The sequence below is a fragment of the Gammaproteobacteria bacterium genome, assembly GCA_016200485.1.
GTDB lineage: Bacteria > Pseudomonadota > Gammaproteobacteria > Tenderiales > Tenderiaceae > JACQEP01.
The window spans coordinates 1-18,522 of record JACQEP010000006.1; the positions used below are offsets into that span (position 1 = coordinate 1).

19 protein-coding genes and 1 pseudogene are annotated in these 18,522 nt (G+C 50.7%); 10 read left to right on the plus strand and 10 right to left on the minus strand.

From position 1 onward, the window contains the following. Positions 1-104: 104 nt before the first annotated feature. The 4 genes and pseudogenes from arsB to HY272_02860 all read right to left on the minus strand — a co-directional run bounded on the left by arsB (position 105) and on the right by HY272_02860 (position 2,488). Complete coding sequence (gene arsB / locus HY272_02845) at positions 105-1,133, minus strand: ACR3 family arsenite efflux transporter (protein MBI3771628.1); 1,029 nt, start codon at positions 1,131-1,133, stop codon at positions 105-107. Positions 1,134-1,168: 35 nt separating this feature from the next. Next, positions 1,169-1,658 (minus strand): annotated as a pseudogene (locus HY272_02850) (arsenate reductase ArsC). 9 nt (positions 1,659-1,667) lie between these two features. Next, complete coding sequence (locus tag HY272_02855) at positions 1,668-2,153, minus strand: glyoxalase/bleomycin resistance/dioxygenase family protein (protein MBI3771629.1); 486 nt, start codon at positions 2,151-2,153, stop codon at positions 1,668-1,670. Beyond that, a complete protein-coding gene (locus HY272_02860) occupies positions 2,150-2,488 on the minus strand; it encodes a helix-turn-helix transcriptional regulator (GenBank protein MBI3771630.1) in 339 nt (112 codons plus the stop codon). The genes HY272_02855 and HY272_02860 overlap by 4 nt, the downstream gene beginning before the upstream one ends. Before the next feature lie 96 nt (positions 2,489-2,584). On the opposite strand from HY272_02860, the gene HY272_02865 reads away from it, so the two are divergent. After that, complete coding sequence (locus tag HY272_02865) at positions 2,585-3,442, plus strand: Tim44 domain-containing protein (protein ID MBI3771631.1); 858 nt, start codon at positions 2,585-2,587, stop codon at positions 3,440-3,442. 42 nt (positions 3,443-3,484) lie between these two features. On the opposite strand, the gene HY272_02870 is transcribed toward HY272_02865, so the two are convergent. Next, on the minus strand, positions 3,485-3,961 hold the full coding sequence (locus HY272_02870) for a hypothetical protein (protein ID MBI3771632.1): 477 nt from the start codon (positions 3,959-3,961) through the stop codon (positions 3,485-3,487). A gap of 259 nt (positions 3,962-4,220) precedes the next feature. Here HY272_02870 and HY272_02875 point away from each other — a divergent pair, with 259 nt between their 5' ends. The 5 genes from HY272_02875 (at position 4,221) to HY272_02895 (ending at position 10,492) form a co-directional block, all read left to right on the plus strand. After that, positions 4,221-4,862, plus strand: coding sequence for a hypothetical protein (locus tag HY272_02875; GenBank protein ID MBI3771633.1), 642 nt, complete (start codon positions 4,221-4,223; stop codon positions 4,860-4,862). 59 nt (positions 4,863-4,921) lie between these two features. Then, positions 4,922-6,391: a methyl-accepting chemotaxis protein gene (locus tag HY272_02880; GenBank protein MBI3771634.1), complete on the plus strand. Its 1,470-nt coding sequence runs from the start codon at positions 4,922-4,924 to the stop codon at positions 6,389-6,391. A 111-nt stretch (positions 6,392-6,502) separates the two neighbouring features. Then, a complete protein-coding gene (locus tag HY272_02885; GenBank protein MBI3771635.1) occupies positions 6,503-9,427 on the plus strand; it encodes a PAS domain S-box protein in 2,925 nt (974 codons plus the stop codon). Positions 9,428-9,438: 11 nt separating this feature from the next. Continuing rightward, positions 9,439-9,843, plus strand: a complete 405-nt coding sequence (locus tag HY272_02890) for a response regulator (GenBank protein ID MBI3771636.1) — start codon at positions 9,439-9,441, stop codon at positions 9,841-9,843. Positions 9,844-10,093: 250 nt separating this feature from the next. After that, positions 10,094-10,492: a hypothetical protein gene (locus HY272_02895; GenBank protein ID MBI3771637.1), complete on the plus strand. Its 399-nt coding sequence runs from the start codon at positions 10,094-10,096 to the stop codon at positions 10,490-10,492. Between the two features lie 246 nt (positions 10,493-10,738). On the opposite strand, the gene HY272_02900 is transcribed toward HY272_02895, so the two are convergent. Continuing rightward, on the minus strand, positions 10,739-11,938 hold the full coding sequence (locus tag HY272_02900; GenBank protein ID MBI3771638.1) for an NnrS family protein: 1,200 nt from the start codon (positions 11,936-11,938) through the stop codon (positions 10,739-10,741). A gap of 328 nt (positions 11,939-12,266) precedes the next feature. Here HY272_02900 and HY272_02905 point away from each other — a divergent pair, with 328 nt between their 5' ends. Together HY272_02905 and HY272_02910 are read left to right on the plus strand one after the other, a co-directional pair. Continuing rightward, positions 12,267-12,473, plus strand: coding sequence for a cold-shock protein (locus HY272_02905; GenBank protein MBI3771639.1), 207 nt, complete (start codon positions 12,267-12,269; stop codon positions 12,471-12,473). Between the two features lie 127 nt (positions 12,474-12,600). Then, a complete protein-coding gene (locus tag HY272_02910) occupies positions 12,601-12,855 on the plus strand; it encodes an RNA-binding protein (GenBank protein MBI3771640.1) in 255 nt (84 codons plus the stop codon). 99 nt (positions 12,856-12,954) lie between these two features. Here the strand turns inward: HY272_02910 and HY272_02915 are convergent, their stop codons facing one another. Then, positions 12,955-13,116, minus strand: a complete 162-nt coding sequence (locus HY272_02915; GenBank protein MBI3771641.1) for a hypothetical protein — start codon at positions 13,114-13,116, stop codon at positions 12,955-12,957. 152 nt (positions 13,117-13,268) lie between these two features. On the opposite strand from HY272_02915, the gene HY272_02920 reads away from it, so the two are divergent. Next, positions 13,269-14,930, plus strand: coding sequence for a hypothetical protein (locus HY272_02920; protein MBI3771642.1), 1,662 nt, complete (start codon positions 13,269-13,271; stop codon positions 14,928-14,930). Between the two features lie 24 nt (positions 14,931-14,954). After that, positions 14,955-15,719 (plus strand): hypothetical protein, encoded by a 765-nt coding sequence (locus tag HY272_02925; protein MBI3771643.1) that lies wholly within the window; start codon positions 14,955-14,957, stop codon positions 15,717-15,719. A 2-nt stretch (positions 15,720-15,721) separates the two neighbouring features. Here the strand turns inward: HY272_02925 and trxC are convergent, their stop codons facing one another. The 3 genes from trxC to HY272_02940 form a co-directional block, all read right to left on the minus strand. Next, the gene (trxC, locus tag HY272_02930) at positions 15,722-16,159 is read right to left on the minus strand and encodes a thioredoxin TrxC (protein ID MBI3771644.1); all 438 of its coding nucleotides are present in this window, start codon (positions 16,157-16,159) and stop codon (positions 15,722-15,724) included. Positions 16,160-16,331: 172 nt separating this feature from the next. Then, the gene (locus tag HY272_02935) at positions 16,332-16,964 is read right to left on the minus strand and encodes a PEP-CTERM sorting domain-containing protein (GenBank protein MBI3771645.1); all 633 of its coding nucleotides are present in this window, start codon (positions 16,962-16,964) and stop codon (positions 16,332-16,334) included. A 691-nt stretch (positions 16,965-17,655) separates the two neighbouring features. Then, positions 17,656-18,438 carry a dienelactone hydrolase family protein gene (locus HY272_02940; GenBank protein ID MBI3771646.1) on the minus strand — a complete coding sequence of 261 codons (783 nt, stop codon included), beginning with the start codon at positions 18,436-18,438 and terminating at the stop codon, positions 17,656-17,658. Between the last annotated feature and the right edge of the window lie 84 nt (positions 18,439-18,522).

Below are 18,522 nucleotides of genomic sequence, written 5' to 3' on the forward strand. Positions count from 1 at the left end.
CTTTGAACCGTGCCATGTCGCGTCCACCTTTGTTTTATTTCGCAGTGAAATTATGGCAGATCGCGGGGGCGATTTATTGGGTGGTTTTGGGTTTTTCTACAGCCTCAACGGCTGGTTTCCTTTTCGTACCAACCTCGTGTCGAATTTACAATCCGCACCACCAACAATATTACGGGCACTTCGATCAACACTCCGACCACTGTTGCCAATGCCGCGCCGGAATTAAATCCAAATAAACTGATGGCCGCAGCGACAGCCAGCTCAAAAAAATTGGAAGCACCGATTAACGCTGAAGGACAAGCGATATTGTGTTTCTCACCTACTTTACGATTGAGCCAATAAGCCAACCCCGAAGTAAAAAACACCTGAATCAGAATCGGCACCGCCAGTATTGCGATCACCCATGGCTGATTCAGAATGGCTTCGCCCTGAAACGCAAAGAGCAATATCAGCGTCACCAGCAAGGCACCGATCGACCATGGACCGATCTTTGCCAGCATGGCATCGAAAGCAGTCTGCCCTTTCTGTAGCAATGCCTTGCGCCAGAGTTGCGCCAGAATGACCGGGATCACGATGTAGAGCAGCACCGAGGTCAGCAGCGTATCCCACGGCACGATGATCGAAGACATGCCGAGCAACAGTCCCACGATTGGTGCAAAAGCGAAGATCATGATCAGGTCATTAAGCGCCACCTGCGAGAGCGTAAAATAGGGATCGCCATTGGAAAACCGACTCCAAACGAACACCATGGCCGTGCATGGCGCTGCCGCCAGCAAGATCAAACCAGCGATGTAGCTATCAATTTGCTCGACTGGAAGATAAGGAGCGAACAGCTGGCGCACAAACAACCAACCCAGCAGGGCCATGGAAAATGGCTTTACGGCCCAATTGATGAACAGTGTGATTCCGATCCCCCTCCAGTGCGCCGTCACCTGATGCAACGCGCCGAAGTCGATCTTGATCAACATTGGGATGATCATCACCCAGATCAGCAACCCCACCGGAAGGTTGACCTGTGCCACCTCCATCCGGCCGATGCTTTGAAATAGAACGGGAAAAACTTGCCCGAGCGCAATTCCGCTTACAATACATAATGCCACCCATAACGTCAGATAGCGTTCGAAAAAATTCATCGCCACAGGTTCAGCCAAGATATCGCTTTCTGTGCTCACACTGATTTAATTTCATGAATACGGCGTGCAGCGGCGACAATTTCATCTCGCGCCATCGAATCCAGCGGCAATTCCAAAAAGGCGCGAATGCGCTGCTCCAATTGTTGATAGGCTATCTCAAACGCTGCACGCCGAGCCTTCATTGGTTCGACATGTGCTGGGTCAGGAATAACCCAATGCGCCGTCGTTGGCTGCCCCGGAAATATCGGACAAGGTTCATTAGCCGCATTGGCGCAAACCGTGAACAAAAAATCGATGCTCACTGCCCCCGGACCTGAAAACTCATCCCATGATTTACTGCGGGCATCAGCGACATGGATACCATGATGCACCAGTGTCTCCAAAGCAACACTTACCCGCAGGTTGACTGCCCGCTGAGAAAGCGCGGATGCGCCCTGCGCCAAAATGATTGAATAGCGCCTCACCCAGGATGCTGCGCGCCGAATTGCCGGTGCACAGCACCAGAACGTTGTATGTTTTGCTCATGAATATTTCCTAACAGCAGGACTTGGAAGGTGTCTTGCTTATACTCACGGGCACACAACAGGGAGAGGTAGTTTCCGTTTTTGCCTGAGGACCACAGCAATCCATTTGCTGGCTCGCTGCGCCGCCAAAGACTGGAATGCTATCCAAGGTATGGAATGTTTCCCAAGCGATACCGGACGGATCAGCCGTCCAGTATTTGTCAGACTTCGCATAGCAACAGGCCGTACCCACTTCTTCAGCGACACCTGTCTGTAGCTTCTGCAAGCGTGCGTTCATTTCCGCAAGTTCGTCCGCCGACTCTACCTGAATACCCAGATGATCCAGACCAACCTCAGCACCGCGCTGCGAGATGGCAAAATTGACCCGTGGATCATCCAGCATCCATTTTGCATAATCAGGTTTGGCCACAGTCGGCTCGACTGCGAACATCGTTGAATAAAAACGGATACCCTCCGCCAGATTGTCTACCGCAACATGCACATGAAAACGTTTCATTTTGACCTCACTTTAGCCTTCTTATCCGGCACACAGACCGGCGCACAACTATTACCGCCACAACAATTCTCAGCCATGAACGAGAGCAACTCATTCATGGTGGAAAAGTTGGCGTTGTAAATAACGAATCGCCCTTCCTGCCGAGACTCCACCATATTGGCGTGCGCCAATTCCTTGAGATGAAAAGACAGTGACGATGGCGGGATACCGGTATGCTCGCTGATCGCACCCGCAGCCAACCCCTCCGGTCCGGCCTGTACCAAGGCACGAAAGACCGCCAGCCGGGATTCCTGGGCCAGTGCTGATAAGGCAGAAAGTGCTGTTTTTGTTTCCACACTTCAATTATTGTCGAAACATGGAAACAAGTCAAGCCCCTACCCTTGCCCCATCCAGTGATACACTAGCGCGGCATTCATTGAATGGAGTCAACCATGACCAGATTTATCAAGTTGTTTGTTATCGCTCTAATCAGTAGCACGTTGTTTATCGGCCAGGCCGAGGCCAAGCGCTTTGGCGGCGGCAAGAGTTTTGGTTACCAACGCAACAACGTGAGCCAGCAGGCTGCCCCTAAGGCCCCGCCGACGCAAGCTCCCGCCTCTGCCCCGGCCAAGAGTGGTAATCGCTGGTTAGGGCCCTTGATGGGATTGGCCGCAGGCGGCTTGCTCGCCTCGCTGTTTATGGGACACGGCTTCGATGGCATCAAGCCCTTCGACATCATGCTGATGCTCGGCATTGCGGCACTCATTTTCTTTGTGATTCGCGCCATGCGTCGACCTACCCCGGCCAGGGGCCAGGTTCAATACGCTGGACACAGCGACGGTGGCCCCGCCCCGGTCATAGATGCCTCGCAGGAACGTAGTGGCATGTCTTCTTCCGGCGGTGGTGGCACCAGCACCCGCCCATCATGGTTTGACGAAGATAACTTTGTCCGTTTGGCGAAGAGCCACTTTATCCGGTTGCAAGCCGCCAATGATGCCAGGGATCTGCATGACATCCGCGAATACACCACGCCGGAAATATTCGCCGAGATCAGTCTCCAAATGCAGGAGCTTGGCGATACCGTACAACACACTGAAGTGATCTCCGTCGATGCCAAGGTATTAGACGTTTACAACGAAGGTGACCTGACCATCGCCAGCGTCCGCTATACGGGTCAAATCCGCGAACAGGCGAATGGCCCTATCGAAACCTTCGATGAGATCTGGCATGTACAACGCTCGCACGCCCAGACCAATGCCAATTGGCATATTGCCGGGATTCAGCAAACCCCGTTAGCAATGGCTATGTAACACGGGTACCGGTGCAGCGTGCCAAGCAGCGCGCTGCACCGATTACTGGCGTAACTTCCATGTCGGCCGAGATATCTCATCGATCAGGCCATACCCCACTAACCACAACCGCGCATCATCCGCATCCTGCTCAAACCAGGCACGCGCCGAGCCTAAACGATAACTGTAACCCCAGGCATCCATATCGGCAAACATCCGATCTTGACCACACTCGGGAATCAAGTCAGACAGCAATGTTTGCAAATAATTAACGCCGTTTTCTTCATCGTAACCACCGCCGGCATCAGTATGCAGCCCGGAACGACGCTGCTGATCCATGCACACATAGTGACAAGCTTCATGGAGCGCCGAGTGCAGCGGCGTATCACTACGTATTAATAATTCGTTGGCGATCACCCCAGCCTCACTGTCGCCCCAGTAGCTTCCGGGAATTGCCGCCCCATCCGCCACCCACCGCACTTTCATTCCATATCGCCCCAGTAAACTTGATAATCCCTCTGTCGCAATATCACGGATCATCAGCGCCATGTCGACCTATCTCCTTTCTCGTCACCCATAACCATATAATATCCAATATATTGGACTCTTCTCCAGTTTCATGCCCCCCGGCCAGCCCTAACCTAACCTGCAGGATCACTCGTTGTCCGCACCCAGCTCCCATCTATTTTTAATGGAAAAGCCTGGCCTCCATATTTTTTGCGAAGATTACGATCTTGATCTCTAGTACATCACAAAAAATGCCGATAAAGAGATGAGATTTTTATTTTGAAATAGGCATATGAAATATCCCCTCTCGAATAGCCATCCAAAACATCGATTATGGGTAGCCTATGGGTTATTTGTGTTGTGGCTGATCTTCACTCTATGGGGATTTTGGTGGTTTGAATTTCGGTTACTCCAGCCATTTACTGACCAACCCCAAGCCAAAATGCACCTGCACCAAAAAATCAATGCGCAACAAGCCTGGAAAAGCTATGTCACTACACAAGCTGCCCCTGCCCAAGTGACGGTTTTATATTTTTGGGATACCGATTGTTCTTGCAGTAAGTTCACTGATGTCCATGTGCGCCAATTGATGGACACCTATAAATCTCGTGACGTGCGCTTTGTCGTTATCCCTCGCCCAGGAGGGCATACCCCAGATACCGGGTATCGATATGCGTCAAACAAGCGATTTGGCGAAGCGATAATCGCCCAACTGGATAGTGCCGCCTTCCCTGTCAAGACTCCCGCTGCCGCCGTATTGGACAGTAAGGGCACGATGGCATATTTCGGGCCATACAGTGACTCACCGAATTGCGGCGCCAATAAAAATGGCCCGGTAGAGACCGCCATTAATAACTTACTTGCTGGTGAGAAATTCACTAGCACTCAGGTTAAAGAATTTGGTTGTTATTGTAATAGCTTAACGAGGAGTTAAAGATGTCGAATTTTAGCGGAACAAATAGGCCCCATGAGACCGCAAATGGTCTTCTAAAGATGTATCAAAAGGGAGATAAGATCATGATAGGGGTACTATGCGCCTACATGATCATGTCATTAGGCCTCGCCAGCTGGTATGACACCTGGACCGTTTCGCTGTTAATCGGCCTCCCGGCAGTAACCGTGCCATTTGTGCTCAGCTACCTCGCCCCCGGCGCACGCGTGACCCGCATTGCGGCAGGCATTGGCTTCATGGTGATGTCGGCACTGACAATTCATCAAGCGCACGGAATGGTCGAACTCCATTTCGGCATTTTCGCACTACTCGCCTTCTTGTTGTATTACCGCGACTGGTTACCCATCGTCATTGCAGCTGCAGTGATTGCGGTACATCATATCGCGTTCAATTTCTTTCAGGAATGGAACTATGGTGTCTTTATCTTCGAAAACAGGACTGGAATTCACATCGTCCTGATACACGCTGCTTACGTCGTATTTGAAGTCGCGGTTCTGGTATATATGGCGATACAACTCCATCGCGAGGCCATTCAGACGGAAGAAGTTCAAGAGTTCGCCCAACACATGAGTGTCTCGACAGAAGAGATTGACCTTACCTTCCGACAGGCACATGTCAGAAGCAACATCGGACACGGCCTTAACCACTTCATGGAGGCAGTTCACAATGCGATCAATAAAACCAGAGCGGCTGCCGCTCAATTATCCAGCACGTCCGTTGGTCTGACCAATATTACCAATGAGGCCAACCAAGGCGCACAAATACAACGGAGTGAAACCGACCAAGTAGCAACTGCCATGAACGAAATGACGGCGACCGTGCAGGAAGTGGCTCGTAGCGCCGATGAAGCGGCAAAGGCTGCGGTTAACGCTGATGATGTAGCAGAGAATGGGCACAAAATAGTTATTCAAACCGTTGAGGCGATCACTCGTCTGGCGCATAAAGTAGAAAATGCCGGCAGTGTAATTCAAACACTGGAATCAGAAACCGACAAGATCGGATCTGTCCTTGATGTCATCAAGAGCATTGCCGAACAAACCAATTTGTTGGCCCTGAATGCCGCTATAGAAGCCGCACGTGCCGGTGAGCAAGGGCGTGGTTTCGCCGTCGTCGCAGATGAAGTTAGAACCTTGGCCAGCCGCACCCAACAGTCCACGGCCGAGATTCAAGAAATGATTCAGCGACTGCAACAGGGCGCCAAAAATGCAGTGCAAGTGATGAATGATGGTCGAGGCGAGGCAAAAGCCAGTGTCGATCATGCTGCCAAGGCGGGTGAGGCCCTGACGTCTATCGTCAGTGCAATCGGCATCATCCGCGACATGAATACACAAATTGCGAGCGCTGCCGAAGAGCAGGGGGCCGTGGCCGAAGAAATAAATCGCAACATTCTCACCATCAATCAATCGGCCGAGAATAGCGCGACCGCAATGGACAGAGCCGCCGAAACGAGTGGCCATTTGAACCAGCTCGCTGGACAACTGGAAAAACTCGTCGGGCAATTTAAAGTGTGATCAAATATGGACTTGTTCTGATGATCCCCAGACAAATTAACTTTTCGGAAACCCATTTCCCTGAATTATTTATGCGCTTCCTTTTTTCATAGTTTAACTGCTGAAATTCGCATGCAAACACACGCAAATATGCCTACTGCAGCCCACGAATCGGATGCACTTCGCGCCGAGAAAATTCAATCGCTTTATGCCAGTTTTCCTATATCGTTAGCCGCGAACATGATAATTGCACTGATTCTTGTTGGGGTGCAGTGGGGCACCATTGCGACGACGGCCATCCTCGGCTGGCTGGCACTCCTGATCTTCGTGCTGACCGCACGCACCTTGCTGTTTGTCGCATATCGCCGCATCCAGGGTGACGCCGATAACAACTGGTTACCGAGCTTCCGCGCAGGTATCGCGGCGACTGGCGTAGTATGGGGGCTGGCGAGCTTCCTGCTGTATCCCGTCAATGATGTCCCTCATCAGACCTTCCTGGCCTTCGCGCTTGCGGGGATGACGGCGGGCGCCATCACCACTCTGTCGATCGATCTGGTCTCGGTCCTGGCATTCACACTCCCCGCGCTCACCGCCTTGATCCTGCGCCTGTTCGCTGAGGGCGAGGAGATCCCGATCGCAATGGGCACGATGACAACGCTGTTTTTGTTGCTAACCATCTTGATCGCCCAACGCACCCATCGCCACCTGCGCGAGAGTGTGACTCTGCGCTTCATTGGGAACTCACGTGAACAGCTACTACGCGAAAGCGAGGAACGTCTGAACCAGGCGCAGCGGGTCGCCCGCTTGGGCAGTTTTGAATGGAACCCGATTTCAGGGGAATTAACGTGGTCAGACGAGCATTTTCGACTGTGGGGCCTCGAACCGCACAGTGTAACGCCTAACTATGAAATCTTCCGCCAGCGGATACACCCTGACGATGTGATGCGCCTGGAGGAGACCGTTCGCAGCGCGCTGGACGGAGGGCGAATCTATGACTGTGTGCATCGGATAGTGTGGCCCGATGGGAGCATGTACCACATTCATGGCCGTGGCGAAGTCGTGTTCAATACCGCTGGGCAGGCCATTCGTATGCATGGCACTGTCCTGGATATCACTGAGCAAAAGCTGGCAGATGACAAACGACAGGAAACTCTGGACCGTCTGCATAAAATTGCCAGCCGGGTACCCGGCGTTGTCTATGAGTTCAGACGGCGTCCCGATGGCAGCTCCTGTATTCCCTTCGCCAGTGACGCCATCCGCGATATCTTCCGGATCAACCCGGAAGATGTTCGCGAAGATTCAGCCAAAGCATTTGCCGTAATCCATCCAGATGACTTAGATGACATCATGGTCTCTATCCAGGTCTCGGCACAACGCCTGGCCCCATGGCGGCGTGAATTCCGAATAAAGTTTGACGATGGCACAGTGCGCTGGTTATTCGGCAACGCACTACCACAACAAGAACCGGACGGCTCTGTGCTCTGGCATGGCTTTATTACAGACATCACTGAGCACAAACAAACTGATGAGGCCCTGCATCGAACCACCCAACTTCTGGATTCCATTGTCGATCACATCCCGGCAATGGTGTTTCTCAAGCGCGCGGACGATCTGCGTTTCGAACTGTTCAATCGTGCCGGGGAGATGCTACTGGGTTATTCCCGTAATGATTTGATCGGCAAAAACGACTACGACTTCTTCCCCAAAGATCAGGCCGATGCCTTCACTGCCGAAGACCGTAGAGTTCTGGCGTCAACCGAAGTCACCGAGATTCTGCAAGAACCGATCAAAACCGCTAGCGGCGAAACACGCTATCTTTACACTAAAAAAGTTGCACTGCGCGATAAGACTGGAGCGACCACACATCTGCTCGGCATTTCACTTGATATTACCGACCGCAAACAAGCAGAAGAGGCACTACAGGAGAGTGTCAAGCACACCCAGGCAATTCTCGACAATGCAGTGGACGGTATTATCACTATTGATATAGAGGGGATCATTAAATCGTTTAATCGTGCCGCTGAAAGAATATTTGGCTATGTTGCGGCGGAAGTCATCGGCAAAAACATCAATATGCTGATGCCAGAACCCTACCACAGTCGACATGATGGTTATCTCGAGAATTATTACACCAGCGGCATGGCGCCTATTATCTGTTTTAGTCGTGAGGTACGGGGGCTGCGTAAAGATGGCAGCACCTTCCCGATGGATCTTGCGGTCTCAGACGTCAACCATCACGACAAACACCTGTTCATTGGTCTCATTCGAGATATCACAGACCGTAAGAAAACTGAAGTCGAGCACCTCCGGCTCCAGCAACAAGTTGCCCAGTCGCAGAAAATGGAGGCTATTGGTCAACTGACCGGTGGCGTGGCACACGATTTCAACAACATGTTGTCGGGCATTCTTGGTTATACCGAATTGGCGCAGGAGACCGCACGTGAACTCGGTGATAAAACTCTATACGGCTATCTCGATGAAGTCATCCATGCCGGTAAGCGGGCTCGTGATTTGGTGATCAAGATGCTGGCCTTTGGTCGCAGTCGTGCTACTACCACACCACAGCCCATCCTATTGTCTTCTGTCATCCCGGAGATGTTGACACTGCTACGTCCCCTAATACCCTCCAGCGTCACAATAAGGACCGAGCTGGATGCCTCAGTGCCCCCCGTGTCACTTGATAGCATCGAACTGCAACAGATCCTCATGAACCTCTGCATCAATGGTCGCGATGCCATGGATGGCATGGGCACACTGGTCATTACAGTGCGCAAGGTGTCGCTGCGAGATGCGACATGTACTTCTTGCCACATCAAATTTTCTGGCGACTGCGTTGAACTCCTTGTGAGCGACACCGGATACGGCATGAATCATGCCACCTTGCAGCGGGTATTCGAACCATTTTTCACCACCAAAGAAGTCGGCAAGGGTTCCGGCATGGGCATGGCCGTGGTGCATGGCATCGTGCATGATCGATCAGGTCACATATTGGTAGAGAGTCAGCTGAACAAAGGCAGTTGCTTCCGGCTGTTATTTACTCCACACATACCAGAATAGAGGAGATCACAATGGGTTCCACCCAAGCAGATCAAGCAACCATGTCCCGTGTAATGGTCATTGATGACGAAGTCATTATCACCGGCTTCCTGCGCACACTGCTGGAAAAGCGAGGTTATCACGTAAAAATATTCAACGACCCCATCGCTGCCCTGCGTCAGTTCGAGACAGCCTCCGATGAAATAGATGTAGTCATATCAGACCAGACCATGCCCGGCATGACCGGCTCTGAACTGGCAATTGCCATGCTCGCCCTGCGACCAGACCTGCCCTTTATCCTTTGCACAGGATATAGCGAAACGATAGATGAACAGCGGGCCAAAGCGCTGAACATCAGCAGCTTCCTGCAGAAGCCCTATGATTCCAGCACTCTACTTGCAAAGCTCAATGATGCGATGAATAACCAACGTCGGTAAAGAAACAGATGCAGCACCACAATATTGCGAACATCAACACTAAGCTTCACCAGCTACCTGGCGCCTCCATTAAAAATCAAATAACTAAAATAAAATGCCATAAATTGCCCATACCAATACCAGATGTATATATCCAATATAAAACACATGGATGAAATAGTTCAGATTGTTAACTATAACTACACAAGGAAGAGGTGCAGCGACAACCACCAACAACGCAATGTTTTTACTTTTCAAGGAGGAAATATTTATGAAACATGCAGCAAAATATTTGATTGTTCTAATCGCTATCGCGCTTAACAATCACTCGGCCTTTGCCGACACACCGGCATCACTATCCGCCCCTCACCCCCATGCCGTAATTGTATCGGGCAAAATCAACCTTTTCCGTAGTCAAATAATGGGGATGGAGATTGGCAAGAATGCACAGATGTTAGATTCTGAGGTGTTGATTACGCTCGATACAAAACCTGGGATGGTGTTCGGTGTGAGACTTCACGAGGCATCTTCTGCCGCGCAATCAATGGTGGATACTTTACGGGCGGCTTATATCAACAACATTCCTGTCACGATAGAACACCGGTTAGAGCCTGGCAAGAAGTTCGTTCCATTAAACTGGGTTCAATACGGCGAGACACCAAAAGATTAATTGCTTGATCTACGATCAATGGCGCACCAACAAACGGTGCGCCATATCTCCTCTTTAATCCAAAAATCCCCAGTTGATTTATTGGGCTTCTCTGGCGATCAAGTTAATGCTGATCCGCGCCAAATACTGTAGCCGCCAGAATGATGCCCTGCGCCGGCAGATTGCCAGCGAGGGGTACCACTGAGAGGGGAAATGTTTATTTGAGAATGATCGATTGGGAGCCTTTTGCTTAAATGAAGATGTCACCTATCCCGGCTGGCCATCAATTCGTGCCTTCACCAGCATTGGAAAATAAATCACCACAAAAATCGAAAACGCAATTAACCATAACAAACCTGCAATTATGACCACGTTCATTACCTTGTCCACGGCGACAAACAGCGGCCCGAACACGCGCACCAGCATCGCCACATTAATCACAGCAAAGGCCACGACGATTGTCTTGGCTGGTTGCAACAAACGGCCGGTATGCCCCAATGCGACACGTGCCATCATCCCAAGGCACAGCACCCCAATAGTCGCCGCCAGTGCATGCAGCGCCAGTGTTTGCGGTAACCATGTTAAGACGGCCAAAGCCTTGAAGCAAAGGCCCAGTACTAACCAGCTATAACCGAGATACAGTACCCAGAGCAGCGGCACCTTCCATACACCGCGTGAGAACCAACCCCAACAACGGATTGAATGCACAACTGCCGCAAAGATCGCCAATGGCACCAGCAACAACGATTGCGGGATAATCAATTCAGTCGCCATGAACAATAGTAGTGAAGCAAATGCCAACCGTTCCACCCACGGCCAGGTCTGCGATTTGGCACCCGGTGCTCCACGCACAGTAAAGAATGGGAACACCCTTCCCGCCATGATGACAATCAGTAACACCACAGTATTGATTCCCAGTGTGATGCCTAAGCTGGCCGTATCCGCAGTCACCCCCAGCCATTGCAAATGCACCAGCAAATTGGACGTAAACAACAGCGACAATACTGCGACAAAGATCAATTGCGGCTTTTTGTTGCTGCGTATGATGGGTACTGCAACTGCTGCAGCCAGCAAGGGCAAAAACGTTAGATCACAAATCGCGACCAATCCCGGTGGCACCCCCGGCAGCACCGGTGCTATCCGCCCCAGCAGCCATGCCCCCACTAGCGCCCCCAGCCATGGCCCATGCAGCGTTTGCACATTGGTCCAATTGCGGACAGCAGTCAGCAAAAATCCTGCGATCACCGCCACAGCAAAACCAAACACCATCTCGTGACTGTGCCAGCCGATCTGACCGTAATAAGTGTCGAGATCAATCCTGCCGCTCACTGTTAACAACCACAGACTAATCAATCCCAACGCAGCCAACCCGGCCATCAGAAAAAAGGGCCGAAATCCCAAGGCAAACAGAGAAAAACGGCCAGGCGGAATGGTTTTTTGCAGAGACTCGTTATTGATCAGCGTCAAGGTACTCGCACTCGGAACACAACGTCCACGGCCAAGTTTACCTCAGATAAAGATCCATCACTCACTGGCGCCAACGAGAGTACCGCCCTTATTGTTTGATTTTGCTGGTTTTTTCCTATCAAAACCCTGGTTTAACCACGATTTTCTGATATTCCCGCCACCCTCCTGGGGCATCGGAAAATATATTACGGGCTTTTTACTGGAAAATAGCTTATAGTGAGACCGCTTGCGATGGCCAGCCCAGACTCTTCGAGCTCCTTTTCGGTATCTCCCTGAATCCAGTCTGCTCACCTGCATGTAACATTTTTTAGTTTTTAAGGATCTCAAAATGAAAATCGGTACTGTGAAATGGTTCAATGAATCAAAAGGTTTTGGCTTTATCTCTCCTCAAGATGGCGGTGATGACGTATTCGTACACTTCAGCGCGATCACTGGCAACGGCTTCAAAAGCCTGGCCGAAGGTCAAAAGGTAAGCTTCGTGGTGGAAAAAGGCCCGAAGGGTCTGCAGGCTGCTCAAGTTCAGCTGCAAGGCTAAACTCAAAAGCAGAATCCACTGACAAAGCCCCGCTCAGCCGAGCGGGGCTTTTGTTTTGTAGTAATACCCGATACCCCACGACAAGAATATCAGCATACATCTATTGAACAACCAGGAGGATTGAGCCTTGAAAAAACTATTTGTCGGCAATCTGCCGTCCAGCACCACAGAAAATGACCTTCAAGAATTATTCTCCCAATATGGCAAAGTGCGCTCACTCAAATTAGCGACCGACGTGTTCTCTAACCAATGCAAAGGCTTTGGTTTCATCGAGATGGAAGGCCACGAGGCCCGCGCTGCGATCACCGGACTGAACGGTAAATCTTTCGGTGGCAAGCAATTGAAGGTAAATTTTGAGAGCCCCAGGCCTACTAGGCGGTAATAGAACACTTCGCCTGGATTGATCAAACTGGACTTCACACCTCACTGGTAATCAATCCGGGCTGCACTACAAAATCAACGACAGCAGTGCTCATTTAATTCAGCGCGGCATCATCACCCAGGCAATCCCCATCGCATCCGCTTGACGGTCAACCTCACGACCATTTTTGAACATCATCAAGATCGGAATACTGCGGATTACAAATCGCGCCGCAATCGCCTGCTCGGCTTCGTATTTACTTTCACCCCCGGTATGACCCATACCGCGGCAGTCAGATAATATCTTGCGACAAACACCTATAGACAGACTGAATATTGAATCTATACTCAGTGTTAAGAAACAGCTTCACATAATTACTCATCAGTTCGAAGTTATTAATTAATAAATACCTTACGCGATGGGGAGGGATACATATGCTTTTTCGACTAAATCTATCGCACATCACCAAGCTGGCTTTACCACTTGCGATGGTGGCCATTACCGCTGGCTGTGCTCATAAGCCAACGCTTAGCGCCCTAGACCCTGTCAGTGGTGAGCGAGGAACGATCGTGGAAGTTATAGGACAAGATCTCTTCGCCTCGTCGGTTCGCTGGGATGCGAATACTGCAAACGAACAAACGCTGCCCAGTAACTTTCTTGGTGCGCGTTTTTTCAGCGTACCCTATACCGCCAGCCTCGCCGCTCACCCTGTTCGACTTTATGGAGATAACCAGTATTCAGACAACACGATCAACTTTACGGTAACACAAGGCGTAGCTCACCCCGCACCTCGCGTGGATGACATTACGGTATCCATGTTCAGCATAGACACCAATAATAAGGCCACCATGATTCTCATGGTTCATGGCGCAAATATCGATGCTGGCGCCACGATCCTGGTCAATAACGTCGATCAAACTTCGTTCTTTTCTCGCCTGCTACGCAATCAGGCGATGAATGCGACGGATGCCGCTACCCTGGGCTATCCAATTTTTCATTATGCCACCGTGTGGTGTATTTTGAGCGATCAAGCCCCTAACTCAGATCTTTCTGTGTCCGTACGCAACCTCAACGGTAGTGCATCCAATAATCTCAATTATCACATCGCGGCCTCCATGGCCGCACTCGACAGCGATGGTGATGGTCTGCTGGACGACTGGGAAACAAACGGTTATGACGCCAACAATGATGGCACCATTGATGTTGATCTCCCGACACTGGGTGCCAATCCCATGCGGAAAGACCTGTTTGTTGAGGTCGACTGGATGAATGCCGCTGCGCCCAACAATGCCATCTGGGCTGACATTGAAACAGCGTTCGCCAACGCCCCAATCCTAAACTCCGATGGCAGCCAAGGTATTGCTATTCACATCGACCGAGGAGTTGGTACTGGCGGTGGTGGTGGCACCATCATCCCCTACGCTGATGCCATTCGTTATGACAACAGCACCCCCAACCGGAACCTCACTTATGCAAACTTCCACACCATCAAGCAAAATAATTTCAATGCCAATCGTTTGAATATTTATCGCTATGGAATATTCGCCTGGGACAATGGCCATTGGGTCGGTAGCAGTGGCCAAGCAGAGGATATCTGGGCGAATGACTTTTTTGTATCACTGGGTAGCTGGGGCGCAGATGGTCAACGTACCGACTTTCAAGTGGGCACTTTTATGCACGAACTCGGACACACGCTTAATCTCAGGCATGGTGGTTTTGAAGATACCAACTCGAAGGATAATTACAACAGTATTATGCAATACGGCAACAATTGGACGACAGTGGCTGGCCAAAACAACAAATTTAGCCCAAGCCAGTTTAGCGGCATCGACACCGACTGTAATCTCTTAAACGTCAATGGCGAATTCACGTACTCTCAGGGACAACGCCGCGATCTGGATGAAAACAGCCTCAATGAAAATTCCGGTATCTGCGACAACATAGCACGGGACTGGAACGGAAATGGTGCAATGCAGGCTAATGTATCCACCAATATCGATGATAATGCCGCCCTAAGCACTATCAGAGACCATGCCGATTGGGCCAACATAGAACTTAACTTTCGCGCCACTGGATCAAACTGGGGCAACAACTAAGCCGCGATTGCAAAGGAGAACCCCATGAAATACGGAACTCGCAACGTCATGGCATACATGTTGGGCGCCATGTTATTTATGCCCGCTGCCCCCTTCGCTCAGCAGCTTAGCCCACCAACGCCACGACAACCCGCAAGTGTGTTGCGGCCTAACCCACCTGTCAAAACAACTGAAATGGTGGGGACGGCATCGATTCCAGAACAGGTAAAGTTGGGCTTCACATTAAGCGTGGGGCAAAGAATCATGCCTGCAGATTGGAATGTACGGGGCACAATTACGGCAATGCCTTCAGGAAAGCTGCTCATCAAAACCGATCAGAATGAATCTGCCACTTTGGCATATCGTCTTCCCAATGAATTGCGTCTCCCCCTCAGCGTAGGAGACGCCATCGAACTAAAACGCGCGCCTAAGGGATACAAAGCCACATTAGGACATGAACTCAGCATCAAGCGTGGCGAAAAAACTGTAGCCGCCAGTGGGCGGCTGATAGGCGAGACCCCTCAGCAAACCAAAATCGGAGATAACATCACCCTTGCGCAACAAGCTGAAACTCAGCGCACATTGGCTGAAACCGCATATGAAACCACCTATGGATTAGCAGCAACCATCGCTGGTGCTGATGGAACACAAAAACCGCTGACCTCTGATGAGATACAAGATATCACCCTCGGTGGTACTAAGTATCGCGTCCTGATTCGGATCAACAATAAGGTTGTACCCTCAAAGAAGCACGCTGGAATCGCCGAAGGAGGTACATACATTCTGGAATATGTAATCCTGGCTCAATAGTACTATTTAGAATGCGCCAACGACCAGCGCACGATGTCGGAAGCACCCATGGCACCAGGTTGACGGGCGGCTTCGCCGCCATTCTTGAACAGCAGCAAGGTCGGAATGCTTCGGATCGAATACCGCGCCGCGATCGCCTGTTCGGCTTCGGTATTTACTTTCGCCAGCCGCATCGCCGGTTCCAGCTGCGCCGCTGCCTGCACGAAGGCGGGCGCCATTGCCTGGCATGGCCCGCACCACGGCGCCCAGAAATCCACCAACACCGGCACGTCATGATTGCCGATATGTTTATCAAAATTGACCGCCGTCAATTCAACGGGATGGCTGCTGAATAGCACCTCATGACATTGGCCACATTTAGGATGTTCCCGCAACCGCTCTTGGGGAATTCGGTTCACCGCATCACAATGTGGACAGACAACATGTAATGAATCACTCATGAAAAATTCCTGTAGCAAACACAATTTGTGTTCAGCACAACCTGGGTAGGATGCGGTTTGTACCTTATCGCATCCTACCGCTAAAGGAATATCAAGACAATTCGTTACGACCCCGAGGTTGTATGTAAAATCTCGAAGTCGACGGTTACCGCAGGCGATTGCCCGCTATGCCCTAATCAAATTTGATGAGGGAGCTTAAAAGATGGGTTTGTCTACCCCGGATTCCCATAAACCGTGAAATCGCGAACAGACCAAGCATAAAAAGTAATATTGTCGCAGGCTCCGGAACACCCCCAATGCCAAGATCCGGTCTTGGCACCCCCGTCGGCAGATCGACAAAAATCATACTTGACATGGGATCAGCCGCCAAAGTTAATGTTCCCTGAAGCGTTATATTACCTCCCACTGGAATATTGAATACTCCAGGAATAATGCTCACACCCCAAGCCAAGAAATCCAAGCCGTTAATCGTTGGCAAAAATGCCGATGCCGTACCGGCCGACAATACACCATCGAGTGCGCCGCCAAAACCATCCGCCGCAATCACAATCGGCACAAACGGAATGTTACCAATACTACCGGCCAATGAAGCAGCCACATATTCGCCGGGCCCGCCAAGGTGCCCTTGGACGGCAAGCCAGCCTCCTCCAAAACCAACAAAAGGAACCGGGCCATTATTGAACAACGTGACCGTCCCTGTGGAATCAACCACTGAAGCGATATTATTAGTCGCCGCGTCAGACACAAAACCCGGCCCCCAAAATATACCACCACCATTTGCAAATCCCAGAGCCTGCACCTTCATCGCGCCAGCACCGAACTGACCTGTACCTATCCCCCCCCGGTGCCGCAACCGCGGCCAATGGTGGTGCGATCGCTCCTGCCACACCCTGTTGCGGAGGCGTGGGCGGGTTCAAATCTTTGAATCCGCCGCCGGGACCGATTAACTTCCCGTTGGCATCGAACAGGGGTGCGCCTACTCTTGCTGCACCGACGTTTTGTTCCGAGAAAGTAATGCTTCCATTATTCGCCCCCACGACCAACGCCCAACTGATATTGGGTACTACGAAAAATAATGCGGTTAAATAGAAAACCACTTGGCGCTTCATGATGTGTCCCCCTCGTTTTCGTTATAAACGTAGCCTAACAGGTATAGTTTGGGGTCTCGGCACTGTCAAAGTATTTCGTTGAAAAGATTGGCTTGGTTGGAATCGAGTGGAGATTTCAATCAGAATCATGAACAAAATCAATTCACGTTAATTTCGAGCAAACCCAGACTTCTCACGACTATTTCTGACTACACCGAATTCCATAGAACTGGCGCAGAATCTCATAATACCGCATTTTGATATTCCCAAAAAGAATGTGCCCGGAGCGCTCGATGCAGAGCGAACGAAATCGAGGACTTTGATACTCAGCCCACAGAACTCCCCGGATTCTATTTCATTCCATCCGAGCTATGCTCACTGAGAAAGCGCGATCCAATTCAGAACAATTTAATGACATGCCTCAGCTCCAGTCTTGAATGTGGCGTGCTCACTGGCATAGAGTTTGCGTTGAAATAATTCAAATGTCATGGCATAACAAATCTGGGCTAGAGCAGCATTGTAGCGATGCCCCTCATCACGGATAAAGGCATGTTCGGCATTAAACTCATGCCAAGTAAAATTCACGCCAGCATCCGTCAGCGTTCTATACACCAGATCACGCCCGGCCTGAGGAATATGCGGATCCTGCTTACCATAAATCATCAGCAGCTCGCCTTCAATCTCGGCGACACGGTCCAGGCTGTTGTCATTCATACCTTTTCCCAGGGAGCGCTTATGAATATCGGTCGCATAAAAGCACACAGATGCCAGCACATCCGGGTTCATTGCACAACGGAAACTTAAATGACCACCGATGCAAATTCCGATGGAGCCCAAGTGTCCTGTGCACTCGGGCATACTTTTAAGATGATCAAGCACAATTCGCGCATCGTTATCATATGCTGCCAGCTCTTTCTCAATTTTGTAACGATTGCCTTTATCTGTACCCTCAGGGGTATAAGAGAATACAGAGCCGCGCGGCTCGAATTCATGAAATATCTCCGGAATCGCCACGACATAACCCTGACTTGCCAACAAGCGTGCCGTACGCTGAATCGGACCTGTCACATGGAATATTTCTGAAAACAACACCAAACCTGGATACCGCCCTGGATTCGCCGGACGAAAACGGTGAGTTCTCATCATGCCAGTGGGCGTCTCAAGGTCAACATAGTCTTCAGTGAGAATCATATCTTTTCCTAAATTTTATCTAATAAAAAATCAGCAATTCGCCATGAGCGTTACATACCGAACATTCGCCCTCAATACGGGCGA